At 34.4% G+C, this 26907-nt stretch carries 17 protein-coding genes; 1 reads left to right on the plus strand and 16 read right to left on the minus strand.

The features are described 5' to 3' along the window. Window positions 1-2 precede the first annotated feature (2 nt). The 13 genes from ACFS3A_RS16030 to ACFS3A_RS16090 form a co-directional block, all read right to left on the minus strand. Window positions 3-644 (minus strand): hypothetical protein, encoded by a 642-nt coding sequence (locus ACFS3A_RS16030; protein WP_379826567.1) that lies wholly within the window; start codon window positions 642-644, stop codon window positions 3-5. A gap of 78 nt (window positions 645-722) precedes the next feature. Further along, complete coding sequence (locus tag ACFS3A_RS16035) at window positions 723-1073, minus strand: cytochrome C oxidase subunit IV family protein (RefSeq protein WP_306159682.1); 351 nt, start codon at window positions 1071-1073, stop codon at window positions 723-725. Between the two features lie 19 nt (window positions 1074-1092). Then, a complete protein-coding gene (locus tag ACFS3A_RS16040; RefSeq protein ID WP_379826568.1) occupies window positions 1093-2079 on the minus strand; it encodes a cytochrome c oxidase subunit 3 in 987 nt (328 codons plus the stop codon). 42 nt (window positions 2080-2121) lie between these two features. Then, window positions 2122-2709: a cytochrome c oxidase subunit 3 gene (locus ACFS3A_RS16045; protein ID WP_379826569.1), complete on the minus strand. Its 588-nt coding sequence runs from the start codon at window positions 2707-2709 to the stop codon at window positions 2122-2124. Window positions 2710-2711: 2 nt separating this feature from the next. Continuing rightward, window positions 2712-3614 (minus strand): heme o synthase, encoded by a 903-nt coding sequence (cyoE, locus tag ACFS3A_RS16050; RefSeq protein ID WP_379826570.1) that lies wholly within the window; start codon window positions 3612-3614, stop codon window positions 2712-2714. Between the two features lie 155 nt (window positions 3615-3769). Next, entirely contained in the window at window positions 3770-5875 is a 2106-nt protein-coding gene (locus tag ACFS3A_RS16055) for an energy transducer TonB (protein ID WP_379826571.1), read from the minus strand. 18 nt (window positions 5876-5893) lie between these two features. After that, window positions 5894-6637 (minus strand): deoxyribose-phosphate aldolase, encoded by a 744-nt coding sequence (deoC, locus tag ACFS3A_RS16060; RefSeq protein WP_379826572.1) that lies wholly within the window; start codon window positions 6635-6637, stop codon window positions 5894-5896. A 115-nt stretch (window positions 6638-6752) separates the two neighbouring features. Then, window positions 6753-7136 (minus strand): VanZ family protein, encoded by a 384-nt coding sequence (locus ACFS3A_RS16065; RefSeq protein ID WP_379826573.1) that lies wholly within the window; start codon window positions 7134-7136, stop codon window positions 6753-6755. Further along, complete coding sequence (gcvH, locus tag ACFS3A_RS16070) at window positions 7129-7509, minus strand: glycine cleavage system protein GcvH (protein ID WP_144215462.1); 381 nt, start codon at window positions 7507-7509, stop codon at window positions 7129-7131. Before gcvH ends, ACFS3A_RS16065 begins: the two co-directional genes overlap by 8 nt. Window positions 7510-7594: 85 nt before the next feature. Then, the gene (gene sov, locus ACFS3A_RS16075; RefSeq protein ID WP_379826574.1) at window positions 7595-14797 is read right to left on the minus strand and encodes a T9SS outer membrane translocon Sov/SprA; all 7203 of its coding nucleotides are present in this window, start codon (window positions 14795-14797) and stop codon (window positions 7595-7597) included. A 24-nt stretch (window positions 14798-14821) separates the two neighbouring features. Beyond that, a complete protein-coding gene (gene ruvA / locus ACFS3A_RS16080; protein ID WP_379826575.1) occupies window positions 14822-15403 on the minus strand; it encodes a Holliday junction branch migration protein RuvA in 582 nt (193 codons plus the stop codon). A 79-nt stretch (window positions 15404-15482) separates the two neighbouring features. Continuing rightward, entirely contained in the window at window positions 15483-17774 is a 2292-nt protein-coding gene (locus ACFS3A_RS16085; protein ID WP_379826576.1) for an NADP-dependent malic enzyme, read from the minus strand. Between the two features lie 153 nt (window positions 17775-17927). Beyond that, on the minus strand, window positions 17928-18353 hold the full coding sequence (locus ACFS3A_RS16090) for a CBS domain-containing protein (protein ID WP_109191802.1): 426 nt from the start codon (window positions 18351-18353) through the stop codon (window positions 17928-17930). A 653-nt stretch (window positions 18354-19006) separates the two neighbouring features. Between ACFS3A_RS16090 and ACFS3A_RS16095 the strand changes: the two genes are divergently transcribed. Next, the gene (locus tag ACFS3A_RS16095) at window positions 19007-19342 is read left to right on the plus strand and encodes a hypothetical protein (RefSeq protein WP_379826577.1); all 336 of its coding nucleotides are present in this window, start codon (window positions 19007-19009) and stop codon (window positions 19340-19342) included. Between the two features lie 61 nt (window positions 19343-19403). On the opposite strand, the gene ACFS3A_RS16100 is transcribed toward ACFS3A_RS16095, so the two are convergent. From ACFS3A_RS16100 to ACFS3A_RS16110, 3 genes are all read right to left on the minus strand, one after another. Further along, window positions 19404-21491: an OmpA family protein gene (locus tag ACFS3A_RS16100; protein WP_379826578.1), complete on the minus strand. Its 2088-nt coding sequence runs from the start codon at window positions 21489-21491 to the stop codon at window positions 19404-19406. A 12-nt stretch (window positions 21492-21503) separates the two neighbouring features. Next, window positions 21504-22415, minus strand: a complete 912-nt coding sequence (locus ACFS3A_RS16105) for a PorP/SprF family type IX secretion system membrane protein (protein ID WP_379826579.1) — start codon at window positions 22413-22415, stop codon at window positions 21504-21506. Between the two features lie 47 nt (window positions 22416-22462). After that, window positions 22463-26907, minus strand: a 4445-nt coding sequence (locus ACFS3A_RS16110; RefSeq protein WP_379826580.1) for a T9SS type B sorting domain-containing protein, incomplete at its 5' end; no start/stop codon positions are given.

A 26907-nucleotide genomic window follows, 5' to 3' on the forward strand; every position in this document is an offset into this window, starting at 1 on the left:
TATTAAAGTTGCTTTGTAGCGTTATGATTTTTCTTTAATGCAGCGCGGTACTCATACAAAATGATTTTGAAATCATCCAGCATCTCATTACTCAATTCTGACGGATGAAAAGTATCATAACCTTCTTTATATTCTTTCTGGTCTTTTCTACCTCTAAGATTACGTTCTTTATCAATAATGTAAACATTAGAAGTTCCAAGATTTTCATTAAGTTTTTCTTTTAAATGCAGTCCGTCATAAAATTTCTGAATTTCTTCTTTTGAAGCAAAAACAAAGTTCCAGTTTTTTACATCTGTAAAAGGAGATAAAGCATCAACAATTTTCTGAGCTTCTTTCTCTGTTCCAAGCGGGCATAAAACTACAAACTGAAGGTCTTCAAATCCATTATAACGTTTGTAGATTTTTTCATTTAAATTAAAATAATTTCCTCTGTTTTCTAAAATATTTGAGCCAGAAAAACCAAGTACAGTTATCTTTTTATTTAGGGAAACTTTTTTTCCGTTTAATGATCCCCAGTTTCCGAAGTCAGCGACTTTTGGTGTTATTACAGGAAGAGTTGTAAAACTATTTACACCAGAAGCAAAAAACAAATAAGCTACAATTGGCAGGACAAAAAGTACAAAGAGAACTATATTTTTTTTCATTGTATTAACGGAAATTATTGAGGTACAAAAATAAAAAAATCCCGATGTTATCGGGACTCTTTTCGAATTAATATCATGTTAAAAATTCCATTTAATAGTAGAATCTTTAAAAACCCCATAAATATAATGTCCTTCTGTTAACAGAATAAACAATAAATATAAAACCAGGAAGATAACAGGAGAAACTACAGACCATCTAAGACTGCTTTTTTCACCTTCCATGTGCATAAATGCCCATACAATATAATATGCTTTGAAAATGGTAAGGATATAGAAAATCCAGTTTAACAAATTCAAACCAACAAAATGTGTAAACTCTAATGATGCAGGTTTGTAGATACCCAGGATAACTTCAACAGTAGTTACTAATGAAAGCAATCCGAAAACAAACCAGATTCTTTTTGTATTTGATACGTGCTCGTGTGACATAATAATTAAATTCTAAAAATTAAACTAGGTAGAAAACTGTAAATACAAATACCCAAACTAAATCTACGAAGTGCCAGTATAAACCAACTTTCTCAACCATTTCGTAGCTTCTTCTCTTTTCGTAAGTACCTAACAATACGTTAAAGAAAATGATAATATTGATGATAACTCCAGAGAATACGTGGAATCCGTGGAAACCAGTAATAAAGAAGAAGAAATCAGCAAATAATTTATTACCATATTCGTTTCTGATCAAGTTAGCACCTTCTACAACATATTTAGCGGTTGCTAAATGCGCTTCAGATTCTTCTCTTGACAAAACTGTTTTTTTCTTTTTATCAGTAAGTTTTTCTGTTCTAATTAAAATTTCAGGATGCGCTTTAAATCCAGCTTGTACTTCAGCAACTGTATAAGTTGGCTGAGACTCGGCATCTTCCATAAACCAAGTTGAATGGCTTCTCGTCAAAGCTTCTCTTTGTTCCGGCAATTTAACAGCAAATTCAGCTAAAGCTACTCTTTTACCATCTTTATCAACAAACTGAAGTAAACTTCCTCCGGCAGTTTCAACTGCACCATATTCTCCTTTAATGAAGTTTTTCCATTCCCAAGCTTGAGAACCAACGAAAATAAGACCTCCAATAATCGTTAAGAACATATAAATTGCAACTTTTGTCTTTTTCAATTGGTGTCCTGCATCAACAGCTAATACCATTGTTACAGAAGAAAAAATCAAAATAAAAGTCATTAATGCTACATAATACATTGGAGCCGCAACACCATGCATAAATGGAAAGTGAGTAAACACTTCATCAGCCAAAGGCCAAGTTTCAATAAATTTAAATCTAGAAAAACCATATGCTCCTAGAAATCCAGAGAATGTTAAGGCATCTGATACGATAAAAAACCACATCATCATTTTACCATAACTTGATCCTAGTGGCTGGATCTCATGACCGCCTCCCCAAGTTTTTTCGTCGTTGTTTGCAGTAGTAACTGTCGCTCCCATAAAAGATATTCGTTAAAAAGTTCCCAAATTTACGTTTTTTTCTTATTTAAAGAAATATAAAAATAAAAATAAATACACCCACAATAAATCCAAAAAGTGCCAATACATCGCACCTAGTTCTATACCAAGAGTTTGAGTCGAGTTGTATTTTTGTTTAAAATGATTATAAATTATAATTAAAAGTGAAATTAATCCGCCAGCTAAGTGTAATAAGTGTGTTACCGTTACTACATAAAGAAAAGTTGTAGTAATTGAACTACCTTCTCCTGTAAAATAATATCCCTGTTCAACGATTTGTCCAAATCCCTGAAATTGCAATACTATAAATAAAACACCAAGTGCCAAAGTTGCTAAAAGCAATCCTGTTACCGCGCTTCTATTATCTTTCTGAATGGCTTTTTTTGCCAGATGAAAAGTAATACTGCAGGCAATAATTACTGCTGTACTCCAATAAAATGCAGAAGGCAATTGAAAATCTTTCAACCAGTCTGCTCTGGATTTACTTACCACAAACGCACTTGTTAATCCTGCGAACATCATAGTCATACTAACCATCGCGAAAAGCAGAATCAGTTTTGCTGATTTTGATTTCCTTACTTGTTCTTCATTTGTTGCTATTGTCATTTCCATAACTATCTTAAAAATTTATCTACAATAAACACAATTTGTAAAAGTGAGATATAAGAAACACTCACTAGCATTAATGTTCTCGCTGCTTTTGCAGTTCTTAACTTATAAAGCTTAACCGCATAAAAAAGCATCCAAATCCCCAATAAAAACACTAAAACTGCCGCAATTGGCGAAATAAACAGTTGCCCTGTAAAACCTAAAACAGGTAATAGCGATGCTATTATAAGCCAAATTGTATACAAAATAATCTGTAATGCAGTTCCGTTATCTTTTTTTCCTGTTGGAAGCATAAAAATACCTGCTTTTTCATAGTCTTCATACAAAAACCATCCGATAGACCAAAAATGAGGAAACTGCCAGAAAAACTGAATTAAAAACAAAGTTCCCGCTTCGATACCAAATTCTCCTGTTGCAGCCACCCAGCCCAACATAAAAGGAATAGCTCCAGGAAAAGCCCCAACAAAAACAGATAACGAAGTTACCGTCTTTAGCGGTGTATAAACACTTGTATAAAGAAATATGGAAATAGCAGCAAACATTGCTGACTTTGCATTTATAGTATAAAGAAGTGCAATCCCTAAAATCGTTAAAAGACTTGCCACTAATAAGGCAACTTTAGGAGACATACGACCGGAAGGAACCGGACGATTTTTGGTACGATCCATTAAAGAATCGATATCTTTTTCGATTACCTGATTAAAAGCATTTGAAGCGCCAACCATACAATAACCACCAATAGATAAAATTACCAGAACACTCCATTTAAAAGGATGATCAGAATCGACTCCTAATAAATATCCCGCAATAGAAGAAAATAAAACACTAATAGCCAGTCCAGCCTTAGTAATCTCTTTAAAATCCAGAAATATTGATTTGATTGTTATTGTGTTTTTTGAAGCGTTCAATACCGTTCTTGTTTGTGTATTTTTTTGAGTGCTGCAAATGTACAAATTAGATTGTAGAATTTAGACCTATAAAAATAGATTTTTTTCAATAAAACCTTTATAAATTAAGAACCCGACACACTTTAACACTATTATTTCGAAAAATCTTATTAAAACTAGTAATCAAAATACCAGTTAAAAATATCTGAACGCAATCCGATGCTAAACCAGGTAGTGCTTTGTTTGAAAGTTGTTGCCGTTTCCTGCGTTGGATCAAAATTTCGGTAAATAAGACTTCCGAATAATTTCAGGTTAGTCATCGGATTAATTAAATAACCTCCCTGAATGTCTGCAATAAAAATATTGGTTTTATTTCCTTGTCCTACTTTTACACCTGTATCGTATGGACGATTTTCATCATAACTTTTATAGATATTTCCTCCATAATTATAAGAATCTTCAGCCGTATCAAAATCCAGACCTCTTGTTCCCATTGTAAACTTAGCATCTCCGAACAAGCGTCCTTTGTGATAGCGACCAATCAGGATTAACTCTTTAAAATTCCCTCCCCATTGATGCCCAACACTTTGATTGTTATGTCCGTAGTTTGTGATAACTGCACTATGGGAATACACATAAGGACGAACATGATTAAATTCAACCTGAACCAATAAGTCTTTCACATTAAATGCATTGAAATATTTTGCTCCCAGCTGAAAACCAAATTTATTTTTCCAGCTTTGATTTCCTGCCCCAACATCTGAAACAGAAAATTCATCTATTAAAAACTGAGAATATAAATTGACACTGTTATTCCATTTATATTTACCTGTTAATCCTAAAAGCGCATTTCCACTCTTAGAAGAAGAACCAAATTCTACTGCCCGATAGAAAATAATCGGATTCACAAAATTAATATCGAAACCTCTGTTATTTGAATCTGTCCAGACTACGGACTCAAAGAAGCCTAAATTCAGTCTATTGGAAACATTCCAGCTTAAATAATGATTCGCCATGAATTTGGTAGCGTATGTTCTTTCCTCCGTAACCTCAGGACGAACATCTTTCATCCACATATAGGTATTGGTATATTTTATTTTCCAGAAATTTGTATTGATTTTAAAATAAGGATATGGACTTGCTCCGTCTCCTTCTAAAAGTGAACGATAACCATCTCCAATAAAATTTCTTCCGTAACCTAACTGAAGATCAAAAATTTTACTTGGGGCAAAAGTTATATTCGCATCTGCTAAAGGAAAATCATAAGCATCTGTTTTAAATCGTTTTGCAATTCCAATTCCTGGAATTATTGCCGGATTTCCTCCAGAAGGCTTAATAGATTCTGCATAATCATTAAAATAGCCTGCAAATCTTCCCTGGCTTTCAAAAAATGTGGTAGTAAAATTGATTTGTTTTCCCAAACCTCCTCTAAAATTCAAAGCTCTCGTATTCACGTAAGTGTAAGAAGCATCAGTATCTGAAGCCTTACCCAGTTGTAAATCTACAATTGGATTTAAAGAAAACCAATAATCTTCTCCCTGAATCTGCACCATATTTTCATTCCACCATTTTCTTCCCAACCAGGAAGAAACGTTTTTCTGAAGTGACTGATTAACGGCTTTTAAATTATAATATTTAGAAACTTCAGCATAAGTATACGGTTTTGAAGCCGTATGATTATTGCTTCCTACCTGGTTCATTGCTCCATCAAACTGAGCGTAATAACTATGAGAAAATGGAATATTCAAATGACTTTCGAATTCAGGATTATTGTATTTTTTATACACAATACTATCCAACTCTGTCATTGGTTTTTCAAGTGGCTTTAAAATTTCGGCTGCAGCCAAAGCCTCAGCGGCTAACTGCTCAGAGCTCTTAAGCGGAATATCAATTGCAATTGTGTATTTGGAATAAGTGGCTTTCCCGTTATAAGTTGAAGGTTTTATTTTTTTAAATTTTCCAAACACACGTTTTGCTTCTTCAGACAATTCTTCATTTGCTGCCGAAACATAAATTACTTTAAATTCTCCTTCTGCATTTACTTCAAAAAGTACTTTAACTTGTCCTTTGTAATTGTTCTTTTTTAAATTCTCAGGAATCTGAAAGTTGCTAAATACAAAATCCTGAACTTCTTTATAAAAACAATTTTCCAATTTTTTACCTTCTAAATTTTCGCAATTAGGAAAAACAGGAAACATTTCGGCTGTAAAACCGGGCTGAATCTGTGAAGAAACAACGAAAAATGAAAAAATAAAAACAAGAGACAAAAAAAACTTATTCACTTATAATTGGGTATTTATTTAATATTGATTTGAGGAGTTTTCTCCATTTATAATAGCTTTGGCCGCCGAAGTTCCTATTCGTTTTACTCCTAAACCAATCATTTCTGAAGCTTCTTCAAACGAACGAACACCTCCTGCCGCTTTTACCGACAATGGCGAAGCATTCTCCAGCATTATAATTATTGCAGGAATCGTAGCTCCATTCGGAGCATCGTTTTCTGTTTTATAGAAACCGGTTGAAGATTTCACAAAAATAGAGGCAAAATCATCTTCGTCAAAATGAGAGACTGCCACATTTTTTATTAAAGCACATAACTGAATAATTTCTTTATCTGTTAAAGCAGCTACTTCTATAATCCATTTTACTGTTTTATTATTAGCTAAAGCAATCTGGGTTCCTATTAAGATTTCTTTTTTTATTAAATCTATTTCCCCGTTTTTGAATGCCTCGTAATTGCAAACAAAATCCAAATCATCAGCTCCGTTTGCAATCGCTTCGTTTGCTTCTTTAATTTTTGTTTCCAGACTTGATTTCCCTTCCGGAAAATCAATTACAGTTCCAACCAGTAAAACAGAATTGGCCTCTACTATCATTTCTTTTGCCAGTGAAACATATTCCGGACGAATCATTATTAATTTAAATTCTTCCTGAATAGCTTCAGCAATTGCATTTTTTACCACAATAGTATTTTCTGCTTCAGAAAGACCAGCTTGTGAGGCAGTTTTTAAATAAGTGGAATCTAAATATTGCTTTACATTCATAACGATAGAAGTTGCAGAAAACCAGCACAAAAGTACATTTTATATTGATAAAAAACAGTCTTTTAAAAGTTGATTTTCTTGTAGAAAAAAACCCACCGAAGTGGGTTTTAATATTTTATATCTTATCGATCTGCTTCTTGAAAGCGATTGCAGAAAAAACTGCCATAAACGCCCCAAGAGCATTTGCCAAAACATCTGAAATATCTGCTGCTCTGGTAACCGTAAGCGCATTTTGAAGAATTTCGATTGTAATTCCAAAAAAAACTGAAAATATAAACGAAATCAAATAGGCTTTATAATCGTCTGCTTCTTTTCCTTTTAATTCCTTTTTAAAAAACAAAATCCACGAAAGTGTAAATCCAAAATGGAAACAGAAGTGTACAATTTTATCAAGACTTGGAAAATTAACTACCGGTAAATTACCCGAATCTGTTAAACACAGATAAGCAATAATTCCAGAGCAAATAATCGCCCAAATTAACAATAATTGTTTAGGCACCGATTAAATCTTTATAAGCTTCGTCAGACAATAAAGAATCTATTTCTGAAGCATCAGCAATTTTAATTTTAATCATCCATCCCGCTCCGTAAGGATCTGAATTTACAGTTTCAGGAGCACTTTCTAAATCTTCATTAAAAGCAATGATTTCACCTGTTAACGGTAAAAATAAATCTGAAACTGTTTTTACAGCTTCAACAGTTCCAAAAACCTCATCTTTTGAAAGTGTCTGATCTAAAGTTTCTACCTCAACATACACGATATCTCCTAACTCTTTTTGTGCAAAATGAGTAATTCCTACAGTCGCAACATCGCCTTCGATGCTAACCCATTCGTGATCTTTTGTGTACTTTAAATTTGCTGGTATGCTCATAATAGTATGTTTGAAAATTGATAATTTAAAATTTAAGCCACAAATGTAATAATCTTCTAATGAAATCCAGTTTAGAAACTAAAAATTAATTTCCAAAATTATAACGAAGTGTGAAACCTGATCTGATATTCGTTAAAGGAAATGCAGTTGAAATAACTGCTTTCGAAAACGAATGATCATAATAGAATATCGCTGTCAGGTTTTTACTGAAAGAATAATCGGCTGTTAACTTTAAAGTCCAGATATTCTGCCCGGCAGCCAGCTGATTATTATCATAATCTAAATATCTTACCAACGTTTCATTATTTCTAAATGAAAAATCGGCTTTCAGATTTATATCGCTTTTAATAATTCCGGTTGGGTTATCTGCTAATCGTGATGAGAAAATCACATCCTTAAAACGATATCCTAATCCTACCACATATTCTACTCCTTTTACTTCAGTCAATAAATTATTATCGAAACTCATAGACAAAGCACGATCTTTTTTAATCTCTGTTAATAAACGCAACGAACTTTTCAGCTCAAAATCAACTCTAATAAGTGGACTAAATTGTTCGACCAAATTGACATTTGACATAATCGTTTTGTTAAAGAAGTTTGTATTAACATCTTGTCCATTTGGAGTTTCCAGATAATCAAAATTAGATCTAAACTGACTGATTGTATAAGACGCCCTGTAATTATGTTGCAAAGAAAATCGTTTAAAATGATCTTTAAAATATTTATATCGCATCAAACCATTATACTTGACTGTCCAGTTCGGAATTGGAAAACTTCTAAAAATACCTGTCGAACTATTTGAAGCATCACTTCCTGTATATGCCGCCAGAAAAGATGGCAGCAATACTGCCTGATTACTTTTTGAAAAACCAATAGGATAACCAACGTTGGCAACGTAAATTTTATAATTCGGATCTGTCTCTGCCGGAATTGGATTATTTACATCTCCATATCTTGGAATTTCAGCTCCTGCACCATAGTGTTGTTCTGCTAAACGATTTGCAATAACTAAACGATTACTTCTGAAATCATCAAACGCTGATGATTCTGTTTCTGTACTGGTTGAAAATGCTGTTTTTATCATTACTGTCGAAATAGAAAACATTCCGTAAGTGTAGGGCGATAAAGGTTTGTAAAATAGTTGACCAATAGAATCTCTAACCGTATATTGTTCAGAAGAATTTTCAGAATACGAACGATCCATCGCTAAATCTATTTTCAAATCAGGAAATAAATCTACGTTTGCTGTAATCTTCAAAAGTTTATTGCTTACTTGTGTGAAGTTCTGGTTAAAATTCTGATAATCGGTCAACCATCCATTTTTAGCTGCCTCGTAACGCACATCATCCTGACTACCAAACACAAATCCTAAAGATGGTTTAGACGTACCGAAGAATCCAACACCTGGTATAAAACCTGGCAAAACAGTTCCGCTATTTTTTGTGTAATTGACCTGAATATTTTTAACACTTGTTAATACACCTATTAAACCATCATAAAAAGGATTGCTACTTGTGACCGGCTTAGCGGTATTCACGATTTTCTCTCCTGGTTTTGGAGCTGCTACCGCCTTGGTTTTTGCTGGTTTTGCTCCCGGAGTCAAACCTAAATACTTATACAACAAATTCATATTTAATGTTGTCGAAAAAGTATTCGAATTGGCATTTTGAATAGTATTTCCAAGATTCCATGTAGTACCCCCTTCTTCATATTGAGACATTGCCGTTGATGGTCGCTGCCAATTATAATCTGCAGTATAGGAATAATTTGCTTTTACAAAATTGAAAATCGGAATTTTATTAATTGGAATTTCATAGTTTAAAACAAATTGTTGTAAATGCTGATTAGGAGTTCCAATATCAAAATAATCTTCCCAGATATTAAAATCTTGCTTTGGTGTATTATCGTCATTCAGGAAGTTTCTAACAATATTATTGGAAGCTGCCGTGTAATTTAATTTCAATGATTTAGTTAAATTAAATCCGAAACCATATTGATAATTAAAAGCAAAGTTCCTTCTGTAAAGAGGATCAAGACCTATACTTCCTTCTTCTAACTCTACTTGTCTGTATTGCTGACGATTACTTTGCCTGATAATATTGGTGTTAAAAGAAACATTCGAAGGCAGATAATTAAAATTAAAGTCACTTAGCATTTTCCAATAATCACTTTTTTTCATGAATTTGTTTTGCTTAAATGGTACTATTTCTTTTGGCTGAAAAGTATAAGCATAATTTAAAGCTGTATTAGACTGTTCATCTTCATAAGTTTCAACTTCATAATCATGTCTTTCCACCTGATTATACGATTGAGAGAATGTAAAATTCTCCACATCGTAAACATGAGGTTTCTGCTCAGGAGCTCTGTCTTTTCTTACCCCAATAAAATTAATGCTTTTACGCTTGGTATAATCTACTGCACGTTTTCTGATATTATCTTTTTCTGCCGGATCTGTAGTTTCTGCAATTAATTGTTTCAACTTGATATCCTGATTAAAAGGATCATATTCCGGAGTTATAACTTCTTCTCCAATTGCATAATTGAACGGAAGGTTAATACCCCATTTTTTAGGCATCAGTTTTCCTAAATTTAAATTGGTTACAATATTATATTGCTGAATATCTTCACGATCTCTTTCGTTTGCTCCCTGCTCCAGAGCACCAAACCCAATTGTACTTTTTTTACCTGATGCCGATAATGTCATCAAATCAGCCATATTGGTATCAATGTTCAATAGGGCCGCCATACCGCCTTTGTTTTCCAAATCAGACATACGGAGTTCGTTAAACCAGACTTCTCCTTTAATATCTTTATGATCCGCCTGACTTTTTACTCCTACCATTAAATTTCGTACTAAACCAAAATTCGGATTTCCTTTAATACCTAATCTTAGTTTACCATCCTGGTCTCCTCCTTCAGCATCCGGATCATCATCAGGGTAATAAATACCGTTAATATCTCTTTTTGAAGAGTTAATATCGATATTCATTCCTAATATTTTCATTCTTGTCAATAATGACATTGCCAAGTCAATATTATTTTCATCCATCCAAACCAAATCCGGGCTTATAGCTGAAGAACCTCCTGCCTTAGTTACTTTCAGAGGAATCTCAACCTGATAGAAGTTTTGAGTAAGGTCATTTCCAAAACGAATAAATCCTATCATTTCATCATCTTCTAACAGGACTTCACCTTTTAAAGATTCTGCGTGTAAAAACATTTTTAATTTTTTATACTGACGCATATCTACACTAACACTTTTAAATGCTCCTTTTGCATTTTGATATTGTAAACCAGCCCCGCCAATTCTCATAGCCAGTGACTGTTCATTTTGATTAATGATTGTATTATTATTATATAATTGTTCCCTTTGAACTCCTGGAGGAATTACATAATTCACAGGCTCTTTTGTTCCATTCTCCTGAATATTTACTGCGGCTACATCAAATTCAACCCCATCAGTTGTTGGATTAGTATAATTTGCATCTAACACACCTGTATACTTTCTCCACTCTCCTCTAACTAAATCTAAAGCTCCAAAACGAACTGTAATCTGATCATTAAACCCGGTCATGAACATACGCATAAAACGAATTGATCTAAAATCCGTTATATTTCCAATTGTTTTCTGTGGCTGAGATACCGGAATCTTAAACTGAATCCATCTTGCATTGGTTGTACTTCCGTTTGGAAGCTCTACAGTAGTTGGACGAACATCTGTAACATACTTATCTCCTACCTCCATTCCCGGCTTGATATCAATGCTATATTCATAATACGCATTAATGGTACTCATGGTGTTATCACGGTTGATATCTTCAACATCCGGAAGTGTGGTAGAACCACGATTTGGATCGTCTACACTTACAGCAGAGTTATTTTCTGTACCATTATATTTTTTATAACGGTTTAAAATACCTCCATCTGTATTTAAATAATAGGTATAGTTATCTGCTGCCGGATCCGCCTCTCCTGCATAATTGGTATAAACAGATCCCTCTTTTGCATCTGGTAAACCGTCTAAACCAACATCTTGATTTTTACGATTTTCAGCATTAGTATCAAATGCATAGATTAAGGACTGCGACGCCGGAACATCTCCCCAAATTGGTTGCGGATTTACCATTACCTGATCCGGTCCTAATCCGTTTTCGTATTGTTTTCTTCCGTCTTTAAGAACATCCTCCGAAACTTCACCTAAATTGAAATAAATTTTCCCACTGTTTCCAGGCTGTGCCTCACCATTTCCAACATAAGGATCCAGTACCCAAAACTGAATATATTCTACGTTACCCTGTTCAAAATTGGTTGAATTCAAAGCACGCATAATTCCACCAAAATTGGTTGAAGGATTACTGGAACTAAAGTTAGGATTATTATTATAAGGCCCTCTGTCCAGTGGATAGTAGGTTAAGTCTAATGTATTAATAACCTGAATCTGCCCCTGGGCAATATCAGTATTCGGATAAAGCTCTCTGCTGTAAACCCTTCTGGTAGAGTTTAAAGACAAATCGTCGTTTGAAATACCTGAAGGTTTAGAAGCATAAAAAACAGGATCAATTGTATACCAAGCCAGTTTTGCACGTTTGTAACCGTATTCTAATGTATTATAATTAGCATTAAACGTATTGTCATTTATATCATTTATCATTGGGGTCGATGCCAAACTCCATGCATAAGCAGACCTCATATCAATTGTTGTCTGAGACCCCTCAAAGTCATCTATATAAATTGTTGCTTCTCCTTGAAAATCACTTGCCTTTGGAGCATCCGGTTTTAAAAATGCTACTTCTCCACGAATCGAAAGATTAGAAGGAACATCAGTATCGACATTTGGAAGTTTATTTGCTAATCTGGTTAGAAACGGAACTTCGGTTGAATAATTTCCATTAAAACCAAAAATAGTATTATTTACAGATTCTTGTCCATAACTTGATTTCTGAGTAAAAGGACGTTCTGTCATCTTTAAGAAAGTCCCTCCAACAACAAACTTTTCTGAAATTTTATGTTCAATATTGAACCCCATAAACCTTCTGGTTTGCTGTCCGAAAATGGAATTATTTTCCAAAGAAACTTCAATTGGGGTATTAGAAGCCTGAAGTGAAGGATCTAAAATTTGTACTCTTCCTAATTGGTAATCGACACTATAATCTACTCCCTCAACTAATCGCCTTCCTGCAGCAGTTACCACAACAGAACCCTGAGGAACATTAAATGCCCCAATTGGAATACCATTACTTCCTGAAGATTTATATTTTCCTCTTAATAAGAATTTGTTTTTCTCTCCCTCCTGTAAAGATGCAGCCTGAGTATTTCTATACATATTCTGAAATACGTATTTTCTCTGATTGTCGTTATATGTCGTTGGATCATTATAGTTTCCTCCTCCTAATTTTCTAAATAAAAGTTCTCCAAAAGGTTCTTTTGTTGTAAAAATAATTCGGGCATTTTGTACATCAACCGTTACTCCCGGCACATAATCGAAGAAACCATCTCCTCCTGTCTGCGGATCATTATTATAATTTAAACGATCGAGGTTAAAAACATTCAATAAAGGTGTTTTTTCTACCATATCTTCCGGCAGCGGATTTGCAGGAAAAGTTGTTCCTGTTACCGGCGTAATATAATTGATTGGTGACGGATCCGTGTAAAGAATATTAAGTCTGAAATCTTCCTGTTTGATTTGATAGGCCTGTGGAATTTGATACACGTTTTTCATCATCAGGTTCCAAACCGGGTTTTTAACGTTTGTCAAACTACTTTTCAGCATTTTCAAAACCAAACTTTGTGTGATAACAGCCTGACTGTTATTCGTGTTATTTCCTGTAACTACAGTTGCATCTACACCATCACTACCAAATTCTCCAACCTGATACACTTTACCTCCAACAGTATATTCAAAAGCAACAGCAAGAATTTCATCATTTGCCAAACGCTGCTGCAAAGAAATATACCCCAACTGAGCATTGAAAGTATATTCGTTGGTGGTTAACTTTCTTGCATTTTCTAAGATCGAATAATCTGTTCCCTCACTTGTGTTTGTATTATTAAATCCGGAACCGGCTGTAGCAATCTCTCGAATGTTAGAATTTAAATAACTTCCCGCTCTTCCTATTGTTGCCGGATCATATTTATTATTTGTATTGTCTGTAGGCGAATCTATTGGATTATTAAAAAAACCGGCCGGATTTGTAATTACCACAATTTCATTATCAGGTACACCATTAACCTGTCCTTCCCCTAAATCCTGAAGTGCAACAATATTTCTTAAGTTATTACTTGTCGCAGTAACTCTGTTCTGTTTGTTTGTTACCCATACTTCTAATCTTGTTACCTGAACACGGCTATCAATAAGCGGATAGTTTTTTAGGGATGTATCATATTTATTTCTAAAATACTGAGATAAGAAGAAATGTCGGTCATTGTCATAATCTAATGCAAACAAATCGAAGTTTTGAACAGTTCCTCCACCTTCTGCGACTATACTTTTGGTTTGAGACTTTTGTTCTGAGAAAACTCCCGTAACTGTAGTCCTACCAAATTGCAATTGCGCCTTAACCCCAAATAAACTTTGTGCACCTCTAATTAAGGAACTGTTTAAAGGCATGCTCACATTACCCACTTCAACTTTCTGAACTATATCATCTTCAGAAGGCGTATAAGCGAGTTTAAATAAATTCTGGAATGCAAAGGTTGATTGTGTATCGTAGTTGGCATTAACTTCTAAACGAGTTCCAATTTTCCCCATTAAACTCATACTGATTCTTTGATCAAAATCAAAAGTCAGACTGGATCTGTTTCTTGGAGAAAAGGAAGGATTATCTTGTTTGGTATAACGCATACCCAAGTCCATTTCAACCGATCCTGTGGGCTTTACATCAATAGTATTACTTCCAAAAATGCTTTCGAACAAACTTGAATTGATGTAATATCTTGGAAGTAAATCTTTTTTAGCGGCTTCTGCTCCAGTCTTTTTGCCATCAATAGCATCCATTTTTTTTCTGAAATAATTTCTTCGGGATTCTTTCAGAAGTAAATCTTCGTATTCTCTTGGAGTTAGAATTAGAGGGTAATTGATAGAAAAACCATCAACTGAATTGGTATAGATATAACGATCTGTGATTGGATCGTATTTGTAAGCTGATAATATACTTGGAGGGTCTTCAAGCTCAATTTTACCAACAGAAAATTGAGTTTTAGTTGTATCTTGAGTTGCCGGGGTAACCTGCGCACGCAAAACATTACCGCAGAGTAAGACCAGCAACAAAATACAAATTTTACGCATAGAATTCTTTTATATAAAATGAATTTATAAGCTTTTTAAAGCTTTCTTGATAATTGTTTCTACAGTAGCTTCCGGATCTTCTTTCACAATCTTTTCCACTACTTTTTCTGAAGCCTTTCGAACAAAACCTAAAACTTCCAAAGCAGATAACGCTTCATCTCTATTTGTATTGTTTTGAACTACCGAAACTTCATCCAAATCGTACAACTTTAACACTTTGTCCTTTAAATCGAGTATAACTCTTTGTGCTGTTTTGTTTCCAATACCTTTAATAGACTGTATTACACCAACATCCCCGGATGCAATGGCATTTATAATTTGTTTTGGTTCTATTGATGAAAGCATCGTTCTGGCAATACCAGCCCCGATTCCGGAAACAGAAAGTAACATTCTGAAAATTTCACGCTCCGATTTCTCAGCAAAACCATATAAAGTATGCGCATCTTCTTTAATTTGAAGATGCGTATACAATTTTATATTTTCAGAATTTGGCAGTAAGGAGAAGGTGTGCAACGATATATTCACCTGATAACCAACACCTCCACAATCAATTACAACTTCTGTAGGATTCTTTTCAACTAATCTTCCCTGCAAATGTGCTATCATTACCTATAATTTATTAGTATCAAATATAACAAAAATGCCATAAAACTACGACAAATTTATCCAATCCCTACTAGAACATTTATTGTGTTACTTTATTCTTTTTACTTTCTTTTTCCTGTGCGTCAATAACAGCGATTGCAGCCATATTAACCATTTCTTCTACGCTTGCGCCTAATTGGAAAATGTGGACTGGTTTACCCATACCCATCATGATTGGTCCAATTGAGTTCACTTTATACAATTCTTTTAACAATTTGTAAGTGATATTTGCGGATTCCAGATTAGGAAAAATCAATGTATTTACTTTTTTGCCAGCCAGTTTAGAGAATGGGAATTTCTCTTCAAGCATTTCCTGATTTAAAGCAAAATCTGCCTGAATTTCTCCGTCAACAACCATTTCCGGATGGTTTTTATGTAAGTAAGCTACTGCTTCTCTAACTTTTGAAGCGCTTTCACTAGTTGAAGAACCAAAGTTTGAGAATGAAACCATGGCTATAACCGGTTCAATTCCAAACATTTTTGCTGTTTTAGAAGTCATAATCGCAATGTTAATCAGATCTTGTGCGGATGGATTAATATTGATTGCTGTATCTGACAAGAACATTGGTCCACGTGAAGTAAGCATCATATTTGCCGTTGCAATAAGTGAAGCGTTCTGTGCTTTTGGAATTAACTGCATCATTGGTTTTACAACAGAAGGATAACTTCTGGAGTAACCTGTAACTACTGCATCTGCTTCGCCTTCATTCACCATCATGGCGGCAAAATAGTTTCTTTCGCGCATGAATTTTTCAGCATCCAATTTTGAAACTCCTCTGCGTCCTCTTGTTTCCCAGAAAGAATTTGCAAATCTGTTGCGTCTTTCTGTTTCTTCATCTGTTTTAGGATCAATAATTTCTAAATCAGCATCAAAACCTAATTCCTGTTTTAATTCTAAGATCACTTCTTTGTTTCCTAATAAGATTGGAAATCCTATTCCGTCTTCGTAAACAATCTGAGCCGCTTTTAATACATTTAACTGATCTGCCTCAGCAAAAACAATTCTTTTAGGATCTAATTTAGCACGGTTTGTTATTAAACGTACCATTTTATTATCGTTCCCCATACGCTCACGAAGATTATCTTCATAAGCCGCCCAGTCTGTAATTGGATTCTTAGCAACTCCTGATTCCATTGCTGCTTTTGCTACTGCAGGGGCAACAACCGTGATCAATCTTGGATCGAAAGGTTTTGGAATAATATATTCTTGTCCGAAGCCTAATTTTGTAGCTCCGTAGGCAACGTTAACTTGTTCCGGAACTGGTTCTTTTGCTAAAATGGCTAAAGCTTTTACGGCTGCCATTTTCATTTCTTCGTTAATTTTTCTAGCACGAACGTCTAATGCTCCTCTAAAAATATATGGGAAACCTAAAACGTTGTTTACCTGATTAGGAAAATCCGAACGTCCTGTCGCCATAATAACATCTTTACGCGTTTCGACAGCCAGGTTATAATCAATTTCCGGATTTGGATTTGCCATTGCAAAAACAATTGGGCTTTTTGCCATAGAAAGCAACATTTCCGGAGAAAGAATATCTCCTGAAGATAATCCGATGAAAACATCGGCTCCTTTTACTGCTGCTGCCAAATCAATTTTAGCACCGTCAATAGCATATTTTAATTGTAGTTCTGAAAGTGCAGGATTGTCTTTTGTTAAAAGTCCTTTACTATTGAACATTAAGATATTTTCTACTTTTACTCCTAATGAAACATATAAATCGGTACAAGCAATTGCCGCCGACCCTGCTCCTGAAACTACCATTTTTACATCTTCCGCTTTTTTACCAGCCAATTCAAGAGCATTGATTAAAGCTGCAGAAGAGATAATTGCTGTTCCATGTTGATCGTCATGCATTACCGGAATATCCAATTCTTCAATTAATCTTCTTTCGATTTCAAAAGATTCCGGTGCTTTGATGTCTTCAAGATTAATTCCTCCAAAAGTTGGAGCAATATTTTTTACGGTCTGAATAAATTCTTCCACATTTTTGGTATCGACTTCGATGTCAAAAACGTCAATATCAGAGAATATTTTAAATAATAAACCTTTCCCTTCCATTACAGGTTTTCCTGCTTCCGGACCAATATCTCCTAAACCTAAAACGGCTGTACCGTTTGAGATTACGGCAACTAAATTACCTTTTGCTGTATATTTATAAACGTCTTCAATGTTTTCTGCAATTGCTAAACATGGTTCTGCAACTCCCGGCGAATAAGCCAATGATAAGTCTCTCTGGGTTGCATATTTTTTTGTTGGAACTACCTGAATTTTTCCTGGAGTCGGCTCTGAGTGGTACAGTAACGCTTCTCTTTTTTTACTCTCTTTGTTCATTATTTTAGCTTTTATCTAGCTTACAAAGATATAAGTCTTGTTTTAAAATGGAGTCTTTTTAGCGTTTTCTTTTTCCGAAATTCTATTTGAATAAATAAAAAAAGTCCAATAGAATTGGACTCGTTTTAAATTTTTATCGCTTTTAGGTATGCTTTATTGAGAAATATAAGAATTCAAATGCTGAATGGTATCTTTCTGAATTTCGATAATTGCCTTAACTACATCGCTGATCGAGATGATTCCAACGACGATTCCGTCTTCGAGAACTGGCAGGTGTCTTATTCTTTTTTCGCTCATAAGTTCCATACAATCTTCAAGATTATCTGAAAGTTTTACTGTAAAAACATTACTTTCCATAATCTCATGAACAGAAGTTTCTTTGGAAGATTTATCTTTTAAAACAATCTTACGGGCATAATCCCTTTCAGATAGTATTCCTTTCAAATTATTGTCGTCAATAATTAAGATTGCTCCAATATTTTTTTCTCCCATTACTTTTAAGGCTTCATAAACCGTTAAATTGGAAACAACAGAATAGACATTTCTTCCTTTTGCTTTAAGTATTTGATCTACAGTCATAATGAAAAGTTTTTAGGTTTATAAAGTTAAAATAAAAACCAACACAATCTGCAACGAAATCGATTTTTTAAAACCACAACTAATTCATTTTAAACAAAATACACCAAAATCTAAATTTTCAAAATTATAACGTAAAGAATGAATTTTTTTAGAATTGTTTTTTGATAAAAATTTGATTTTTTAACGTATTGACATAGAACCCGTAAATCATTTTTTATTAATCCATATAGTTTCATTAAAATTAAGAATAACCTCTGTTATTCCGTAGGAACATTTCGTAGGTAGAAAAAATAGCTCGTCCGGCACATTTACGTTCCATAGGAATGTTTCATAAATTAGATTGTTAAAAATGATTGCAAAATCAAACGTTCCTACGGAACGTAAATGTGATGCGAAATATTTTTGGCTACCGACGAAACATTCCTACGGAATGATAATATAACAAAACATATTTTTCTACTACAAATACTCACTTTAATAAAATTATCAACACGACATATATGTCGCACTAATTCTTTTTGCTTTTAAATACATTTACAAAAAAATAAGAAAAATAGTAAACAACATACTATCGTATGTGGGAAATAATAAAAAGAATGAACAACTTGCATTGAAGTAATAAAAGAATAAAAACATCTAATTCATAACTTATTATGGAATCAAACGAAATCAAAAATTTAGATCATCTAAAGAAACTAACCTCTTTATATTTTCGTACTCTAAAACCTTCTAATGATAAAACAGAAAATGTCGCACAGATTAAATTTATAAATTATGCCGAAATGGGCTGTGTTATCACTGATTTATTAAAACTATGCATTTTGGCATTAAATCAAAATGCACATCAGGTTTCTGGAACTAATAAATCAGTAATAGATGTTGCACTAATTTTAGAAACCGTGCTTCAACTGATTCCTACCGATGAATTCGATTTTTTAAGTGAAATTAACTATATGCTTCTTGCCGATTTTAAGACTACAAATGATTAAATAAAAAACCCTTTTCCAGATTTTAGAAAAGGGTTTTGTTTAATTTTTCAAAAAAGTGATTTTACATTGCCACGACAATAAACTCACTTCGTCTGTTTAGTTGGTGTTGTTGCTCAGTACATTTTACGCCATCTGCACATTTATTGACTAATTGTGTTTCGCCGTATCCTTTTGCAGTCAATTTATTTGGATCAACTCCTTTGCTTATTAACCAGTCTCTCGTTGATTGCGCTCTTTTGTCTGATAAAATCTGATTGCTTTCAGATGAAGAACGGCTGTCTGTATGCGAACGAATATCCAGTTTTAAATTCGGATATTGGTTAAACGCTCCTACCACTTTCATCAATTGTGGTTCTGATGATTTTTTGATTGTTGACTTTCCTAAATCAAAAAAGTTCATCGGAATATGAAGCAGTTTTACCAAATCTGCTCCAATGTTAATGTTTTCAACTTTTACAGGTTTTACTATTACTTTATTAATAGCGATTTGTTTTACTTCAACTGGTTTGATAATTTTCTGCAAAGCAATTGGGAAATCAGTCTTACCATTTTCTTTCTTCAAAGTAACAGAAACATCTTTACGATTGAAACCTTCTTTTACCACTCTAATGGAATATTTCTTTCCACATTTTACTTTGTTAAAAACATAATGTCCTTTTTCATCTGACTCAATCGTTTGTAAAGTATTGAAATTTTCATCGAACAAAACAAGAGAAGCATTTGCTACTATTTCATTAGATTCTGCATCTGTAATTATTCCCGAAAGCTCTTGTTCACATACCAGTCTTTTAGTCTCAGTAAATCTATAAATATTATCCATTCCATGAGCATTTTCACGACTTGAAGAGAAAAATCCGTTTCTTTTTCTACTGTCAATTGTAAAAGCAAAATCGTCTTGTTTACTGTTTATTGGTTGCCCAACATTTTGGATATCGTCTAATGTTCCATCCTCATTTATTTTTGTAACATAAACATCAAGTCCTCCTAAACCCGGACGTCCGTCAGAAGAAAAATACAATTCATTTTCTCCTGATATAAACGGAAACGTTTCCCTTCCTTCTGTATTTATAGTTGTGCCCAGATTTTGTGGGGTTCCAAAACTTCCGTCTGAATTTATTGCTACTTTATATAAATCAGACTCTCCTAAAGTTCCTGGCATATCCGAAGCAAAATATAATATTTTTTCGTCTACACTTAAAGCTGGATGCGCTGTACTGTATTGATCACTATTAAATGGTAACTCTTTTACATTTTTCCATTCGTTATCAACCCATTCTGCTTTATACAATTTTAAAAGCGTTACCTTTTTACTGTTTTCACCTCTTTTACCATTTATAAAATTGTTTCTGGTAAAATACATTGTACGCCCATCTTTTGTAAAAATTGGAGAAGATTCATTGTATTTTCCGTTGTCTTTTTTGTGAAAAGGTTTCACTACACCCACACTTCCGTCAGGCAATAAATCTGCTGTATAAAATTTAGAAAACGATTTGTTATCCCATTTAAAATTCGTTTTGGCTATTCCTCCGGTATCCCTTGCAGAAGTAAAGACAAGTTTATTGTCATAAACAGTTCCGCCATAATCTGAAAAATTAGTATTAACCCCAGCGTCCCCAATTTCATATCTACCCGAATTAGATTTAATTTCTTCTAAATAATTTTTGTCATTTCTAATTAAAGCCGCTCTATTTTGCGAAGTTGCTTTTGTATTGAAAATCTCTAAAATTTGATCTGCTTTTTCATAATGTCCCACCGACTTTAAAGATTGTGCATATCTGTACAAATACTCCGGCAATTGTTCTTTATTTATTCTGAACAATTCTCCGTACCATTTTTCTGCATTTCTTAAATCTCCCGTAAAATAGTAAGAGTTGGCAAGTCTTTGAAATAGTTTTTCGTCCTGTACTCCTTTTTTCAAGATTTGTTTATATGCTTTTACGGCATCTACATACTCGTAATCATCATATTTTTTATCTGCTTTGCTTATCAGTTTTTCATTAGCTTTTTTAAGTTTTTCTTCTTTTTTTGCAAGTTTTGCCTGCTTACTACTTTTAGCTTTATCTTCCTTGTTTACAGTTTTTGTCTGCGCGTTTAACTGGAAAAAAAAGCATACTAATAAAACTGTATAACCTATTTTTTTAATTTTCATAACTGGCATTAATTAGAAGAATCTTGGAGATATCATTTTATTATAATTATTGAAAAACTCAAAACGAAGGAAAATTTCATGTGATCCTGAATTGTATTTTCTCAATCTGGTCGTTTCGTGATCGTAACCGTAACCAATATACATTCCTTTTGTTACCTGAAACCCTGCCATTGCACTAATTGAAGCACTCCAACGGTAAGCAGCACCCAAAACAAACTTATCATTAAACATAAAGTTTCCTGAAATATCTACCTGCAAAGGAGCTCCTTCTACCATTTTGGTCATCAAAGCCGGTTTGAACTTAATGTATTCTAAACGATCCAGATTAAATACGTAACCTGCTATTAAATAGTAGTTGATTCTGTCCTTAAAAATAGCTGTATCATCTGCATCATAACGATTGGTTTCGATAAAGTTTGGAACAGACAGTCCAATGTAAGCACGATCTGAGTGATAATAAATACCTGCTCCGACATTTGGCGAAAACCTGTTTCTTAAATCCTGAAACATCTGATCGTTCTGATCTTCCATGGTCAATTTATTGATGTCGATATTAAAAAGGTTTGCAGTTCCTTTTATACCAAAAGACAAATTCCATGTTGCCGAAGTTGGTATGGTATAAGACAAATCAACTGATAATGTATTTTCTGTAGTAGGTCCGATTTTGTCATTTACCAAAGAAACTCCCAATCCTAAATCAGTATTACTTAAAGGCGTGTTAACAGAAAATGTACTGGTTTGAGGAGCACCTTCTAAACCAACCCATTGGGTACGATACAATCCAAAAACACTCATAACACCTCGTGTGCCTGCATAGGCTGGATTGACTTCGATTGTGTTGTACATATATTGTGTAAACTGGGCATCCTGCTGCGCATTCGACACAATCGAAAAAAACATAAAAATTAAAATTAACTTTTTCATTTAGTAAGCTTTAAAACGGCTTAGCTCTCACTAAGCCGTAATCTATTTTATTTATTAATGTACAAATACCCAGATTTCTGTTGAGGCGTTTTAGCACTGTCTTTGTATTTCAAAATATAGAAATAAGTACCCACTGGCAGACCTTCTGTTTGTTTAATTGTCGAGCGTCCGTTAGAATATCCTGTAAATGCTCTGTCAGTATTATTATATTGATCTATACTGAAAACCAATACTCCCCAACGGTTGTAAATCTCAACTGTATTATCCGGATAACATTCAATTCCTCTGATATAGAATCGCTCGTTTTTACCATCTCCATTTGGAGAGAAAGCTTTTAAGACTTCAATTGTACATCCGTCTAAATTGATTACAGTTGGATTATCTCCGTTGTTAGTTGAATCATCTGACTTATCTTCTACAACAACTCCTCTTACACTGCTTCCTTTTGCGATTGCCTGATTACTTACAGACTTTCTGTTAATATCTTCCTGAGTTATTTTATAAACTGCAGTGAAATTAGTTTCGTTTGAAGCATTTACTGCTAAATCAATTGCTTGTCCTGAAACTGTTACTCCTGGCAATGGATCATTTATTGTAATTCCTGTAAGCGGTACATTTCCTGTATTAGTTACTGTAAAACTGTACGTAATTGTTTCACCTGCATTTGCAAAACCGTCCTTGTTTTCGTCATTTAATGTTGCTGTTTTAATAACTGCAATTGCAGGTACTTCAACAAAAACAGTCAATACAGCTGTCGAACAATTTAATGGATCTGCTTTTTCGCAAACCTGATATGTTAATGTATACGTTCCTCCAGGTGTGTTTGGTTTAACACTTACAGTTCCGTCAGCATTCCATTCAAAATAGTTATCAATTGTTAAAGGTTTCACGATAACATCTGCTGCATTAATTGGCTGTCCGTTTATCAAGTCATTTCCTAAAACATTTACAAACTCTAAATCTCCATTGATTCCGTCAACACTAATATTGGTATCATTCCCTAAAGTAATCTGATTTGGTGCCGGAGGTTCAGGATTAGTTGGATCCACACTGTTTACCACTGTAATTTTAACTACTGCCGACTGACTGCAATTTGATGTATTAGCAGCTTCACAGATTTGATATGTTACGTTGTAAACTCCATCTGGTGTATTTGGAGCAATGCTCACCGTTCCGTCTGCATTTAGTGTTACATTTGGATTTGTGACTACGATTGTTAAAATAACATCTGAAGCATTTGGTTTCACTCCGTTTACAAGATCATTTGCAAAAATGTTAATCGTAGCATTCATTCCCTTTTTCACATCAATTGGCCCTTCTTCGTCATTATTTGCAACGATTGTATTCACTGTTGGCGCCTTAACCGTTACTTTCACAACATTGGTACTGCAGTTTGATGAATTTAACTTATCACAAATTGAATATGTTAATTCATAATCACCTGCTGGTGCATTCGGAGCTAGTATTACATTTCCGTTTGCATCAACCGATAAATACCCTTTTGGATCAGCAATAGTCGTTGTTAGAATTACATCTGACGGTACTAAAGGATTTCCATCTTTAGTATCATTTGCAAAAACATTTATTAATGTTTGTGGCGTATTAATTCCAACTGCCAATGGTACTGAATCTAAATTCGCCACCAGATTGCTTTCTACTGTAATTCTTACTGTATTTGAACTACAGTTTCCTGCATTCAATTTTTCGCATATTGTATAAGTCAATTCGTAGTCTCCTGCTGGCGCATTTGCTCCTAAACTAACTGAACCATCTGGATTAACAGTTAAATATCCTTTTGGATCTGGTGTTGATATCGTCAGATTTACATCTGATGGATTTAACGCAATTCCATTTTTAGTATCATTTGTAAAAATATTAGCTCCTAAATTCTGTGTTGTATTTGATACTTTAACAGATGGGATAGTATCTGCGTTTGCTATCAATGTTCCATTATTAACTGCCACTTTAGAAATCGCAGTATCACAGTTTGAAGGATTTGCATTTTCGCAAATACTATATTCAATACTATAAATTCCTGAAGGTGTATTCGCTGCTACAGTTACTGTTCCGTCTGCATTTAATGTCAATCCTGCCGGAACATTTACTGCCGTTAATTTTACTTGTCCGTTTGAGGTACCAATAACAGCTTGAGTCCCATTTAATGTATCATTATCAATCACAGAACTTGTGGTTGTACCACCGATACTTCCATTGATAGAAGGTGTTAACGTCTCTTCTACTGCATCAATTACAAAAGCATCAACTGTAACCCTTACTGTATTTGAACTACAATTTCCTGGATTCAATTTCTCACAGATGGTATAAGTTAATTCATAATCTCCCGCCGGTGCATTTGCTCCTAAACTGATTGAACCATCCGAATCAACTGTTAAGTATCCTTTTGGATCCGGTGTTGATATCGTCAGATTTACATCTGATGGATCTAATGCAATTCCATTTTTAGTATCGTTTGTAAAAATATTAACTCCTAAATTCTTTCCTGTACTTGATGGTGTAACAGCAGGAATATCATCTGAATTTGCAATCAATGTCCCATTATTTACTGCCACTTTTGAAATCGCGGTATCACAATTTGACGGATTCGTAATCTCACAGATACGATATTCTATATTGTAAACTCCCGATGCCGTATTTGGAGCAACTGTAATTGTTCCGTCTGCATTTAATGTTAATCCTGTTGGAACATTTACTGCTGTTAATTTTACCTGACCTGCAAGTGTTCCAATAACTACCGGATTTCCGTTTAAGGTGTCACCTCCAATTACAGAATCTGTAGTTGTTCCTCCAATGCTTCCATTAATAGATGGACTCAATGTTTCTGCAACTGCATCAATAACTGGTGCTGTAACTGTTACGGTAACTGTGTTTGATTTACAGTTTCCTTGATTTAATTTCTCACAGATTGTATAAGTCAATTCGTAATTTCCTGCTGGTGCATTAGCTCCAAGAGTGATTGTTCCGTCAGGGTTTAAGGTCAAATATCCTTTTGGATCCGGTGTTGATTCGGTAAGAATAACATCTGCAGGATTTAACGGTTGTCCGTTTTTAGTATCATTATCTAAAACATTTCCTCCTAATGTCTGAGGAGTATTCGAACCTGTAACTGACGGCAGAGGATCTGCATTGGCTACTAAATCTCCACCTGTAACCGGAACAACTGAAATTACAGTGTCACAGTTTCCTGAATTGTTATTATCACAAATAGTATATTCTACATTGTAATTTGCAGCCGGCGTATTTGCAGCAACCGTGATTGTTCCGTTGGCATTTAAGCTTAAGCCTGTCGGTAATGTCCCGACAATACTGATAGTTACTTCACCAGAATTAGTTCCAATTACAAATGCTTTTCCATCAAGAGTATCGTTAGCTGTTAATGAAACTGTTGTTCCTCCTGTATTTCCATTAATTGAAGCTGTCGTTTCTTTGACTGCATCAATAACCGGTACTGTAACCGTTACGGTAACTGTGTTTGATTTACAGTTTCCTTGATTTAATTTCTCACAGATTGTATAAGTCAATTCGTAATTCCCTGCTGGTGCATTAGCTCCAAGAGTGATTGTTCCGTCAGGGTTTAAGGTCAAATATCCTTTTGGATCTGGTGTTGATTCGGTAAGAATAACATCTGCAGGATTTAACGGTTGTCCATTTTTAGTATCATTATCTAAAACATTTCCTCCCAATGTCTGAGGAGTATTCGAACCTGTAACTGACGGCAGAGGATCTGCATTGGCTACTAAATCTCCACCCGTAACCGGAACAACTGAAATTACAGTATCACAGTTTGATGGATTAGCGCCTACCTCGCAAATAGTATATTCTACATTGTAGTTTGCTGCAGGTGTATTTGGTGCAACTGTAATTGTTCCATTTGCATTCAATGTTAATCCTGTTGGTAATGTTCCAACAATACTGATATTAACTTCTCCTGAATTAGTTCCAATTACAACCGGATTTCCATTTAAAGTATCATTAGCCGTAAGTGAAACTGTAGTTCCTCCAACGTTTCCATTAATAGAAGCTGTTGTTTCTTTAACCGCTTTTATTTCATTCACAACATCAACCGAAGCCGTAGCTGTTTTACAGTTGGTTGTATTGATTTCACAGATTTGATAAACAATGCTGTAGCTTCCGCTTGGTGCATTGGCCGCAAGAGTAACTACTCCCGCTGCATCCACACTCAGTACGCCGTCTGTTTTTGGCGTTACCGTAGTGTTGTCTGCCGTAACGGCAACTCCGTTTAAGGTATCGTTGGTTTTTACGTTTCCAACTGTTGTTGCTGTTGCGCCGGATGTTTTGGTTCCGAATGGATCTGCATTGGCAACCAATGTGTTTACAACATCAACCGAAGCCGTAGCTGTTTTACAGTTGGTTGTATTGATTTCACAGATTTGATAAACAATGCTGTAGCTTCCGCTTGGTGCATTGGCCGCAAGAGTAACTACTCCCGCTGCATCCACACTCAGTACGCCGT

Source organism: Flavobacterium notoginsengisoli, assembly GCF_042686225.1.
GTDB classification, from domain to species: Bacteria; Bacteroidota; Bacteroidia; order Flavobacteriales; family Flavobacteriaceae; genus Flavobacterium; species Flavobacterium notoginsengisoli.

Bases quoted from the DNA above. Each gene is read 5' to 3' on its own strand.
- ACFS3A_RS16090 (WP_109191802.1), bottom strand. From the start codon at position 18,353: ATGACTGTAGATCAAATACTTAAAGCAAAAGGAAGAAATGTCTATTCT.
- ruvA (WP_379826575.1), bottom strand. From the start codon at position 15,403: ATGATAGCACATTTGCAGGGAAGATTAGTTGAAAAGAATCCTACAGAA.
- ACFS3A_RS16100 (WP_379826578.1), bottom strand. From the start codon at position 21,491: ATGAAAATTAAAAAAATAGGTTATACAGTTTTATTAGTATGCTTTTTT.
- gcvH (WP_144215462.1), bottom strand. From the start codon at position 7,509: ATGAGCATACCAGCAAATTTAAAGTACACAAAAGATCACGAATGGGTT.
- ACFS3A_RS16095 (WP_379826577.1), top strand. From the start codon at position 19,007: ATGGAATCAAACGAAATCAAAAATTTAGATCATCTAAAGAAACTAACC.
- ACFS3A_RS16035 (WP_306159682.1), bottom strand. From the start codon at position 1,073: ATGTCACACGAGCACGTATCAAATACAAAAAGAATCTGGTTTGTTTTC.
- ACFS3A_RS16040 (WP_379826568.1), bottom strand. From the start codon at position 2,079: ATGGGAGCGACAGTTACTACTGCAAACAACGACGAAAAAACTTGGGGA.
- ACFS3A_RS16045 (WP_379826569.1), bottom strand. From the start codon at position 2,709: ATGGAAATGACAATAGCAACAAATGAAGAACAAGTAAGGAAATCAAAA.
- ACFS3A_RS16030 (WP_379826567.1), bottom strand. From the start codon at position 644: ATGAAAAAAAATATAGTTCTCTTTGTACTTTTTGTCCTGCCAATTGTA.
- ACFS3A_RS16105 (WP_379826579.1), bottom strand. From the start codon at position 22,415: ATGAAAAAGTTAATTTTAATTTTTATGTTTTTTTCGATTGTGTCGAAT.
- deoC (WP_379826572.1), bottom strand. From the start codon at position 6,637: ATGAATGTAAAGCAATATTTAGATTCCACTTATTTAAAAACTGCCTCA.
- ACFS3A_RS16085 (WP_379826576.1), bottom strand. From the start codon at position 17,774: ATGAACAAAGAGAGTAAAAAAAGAGAAGCGTTACTGTACCACTCAGAG.
- sov (WP_379826574.1), bottom strand. From the start codon at position 14,797: ATGCGTAAAATTTGTATTTTGTTGCTGGTCTTACTCTGCGGTAATGTT.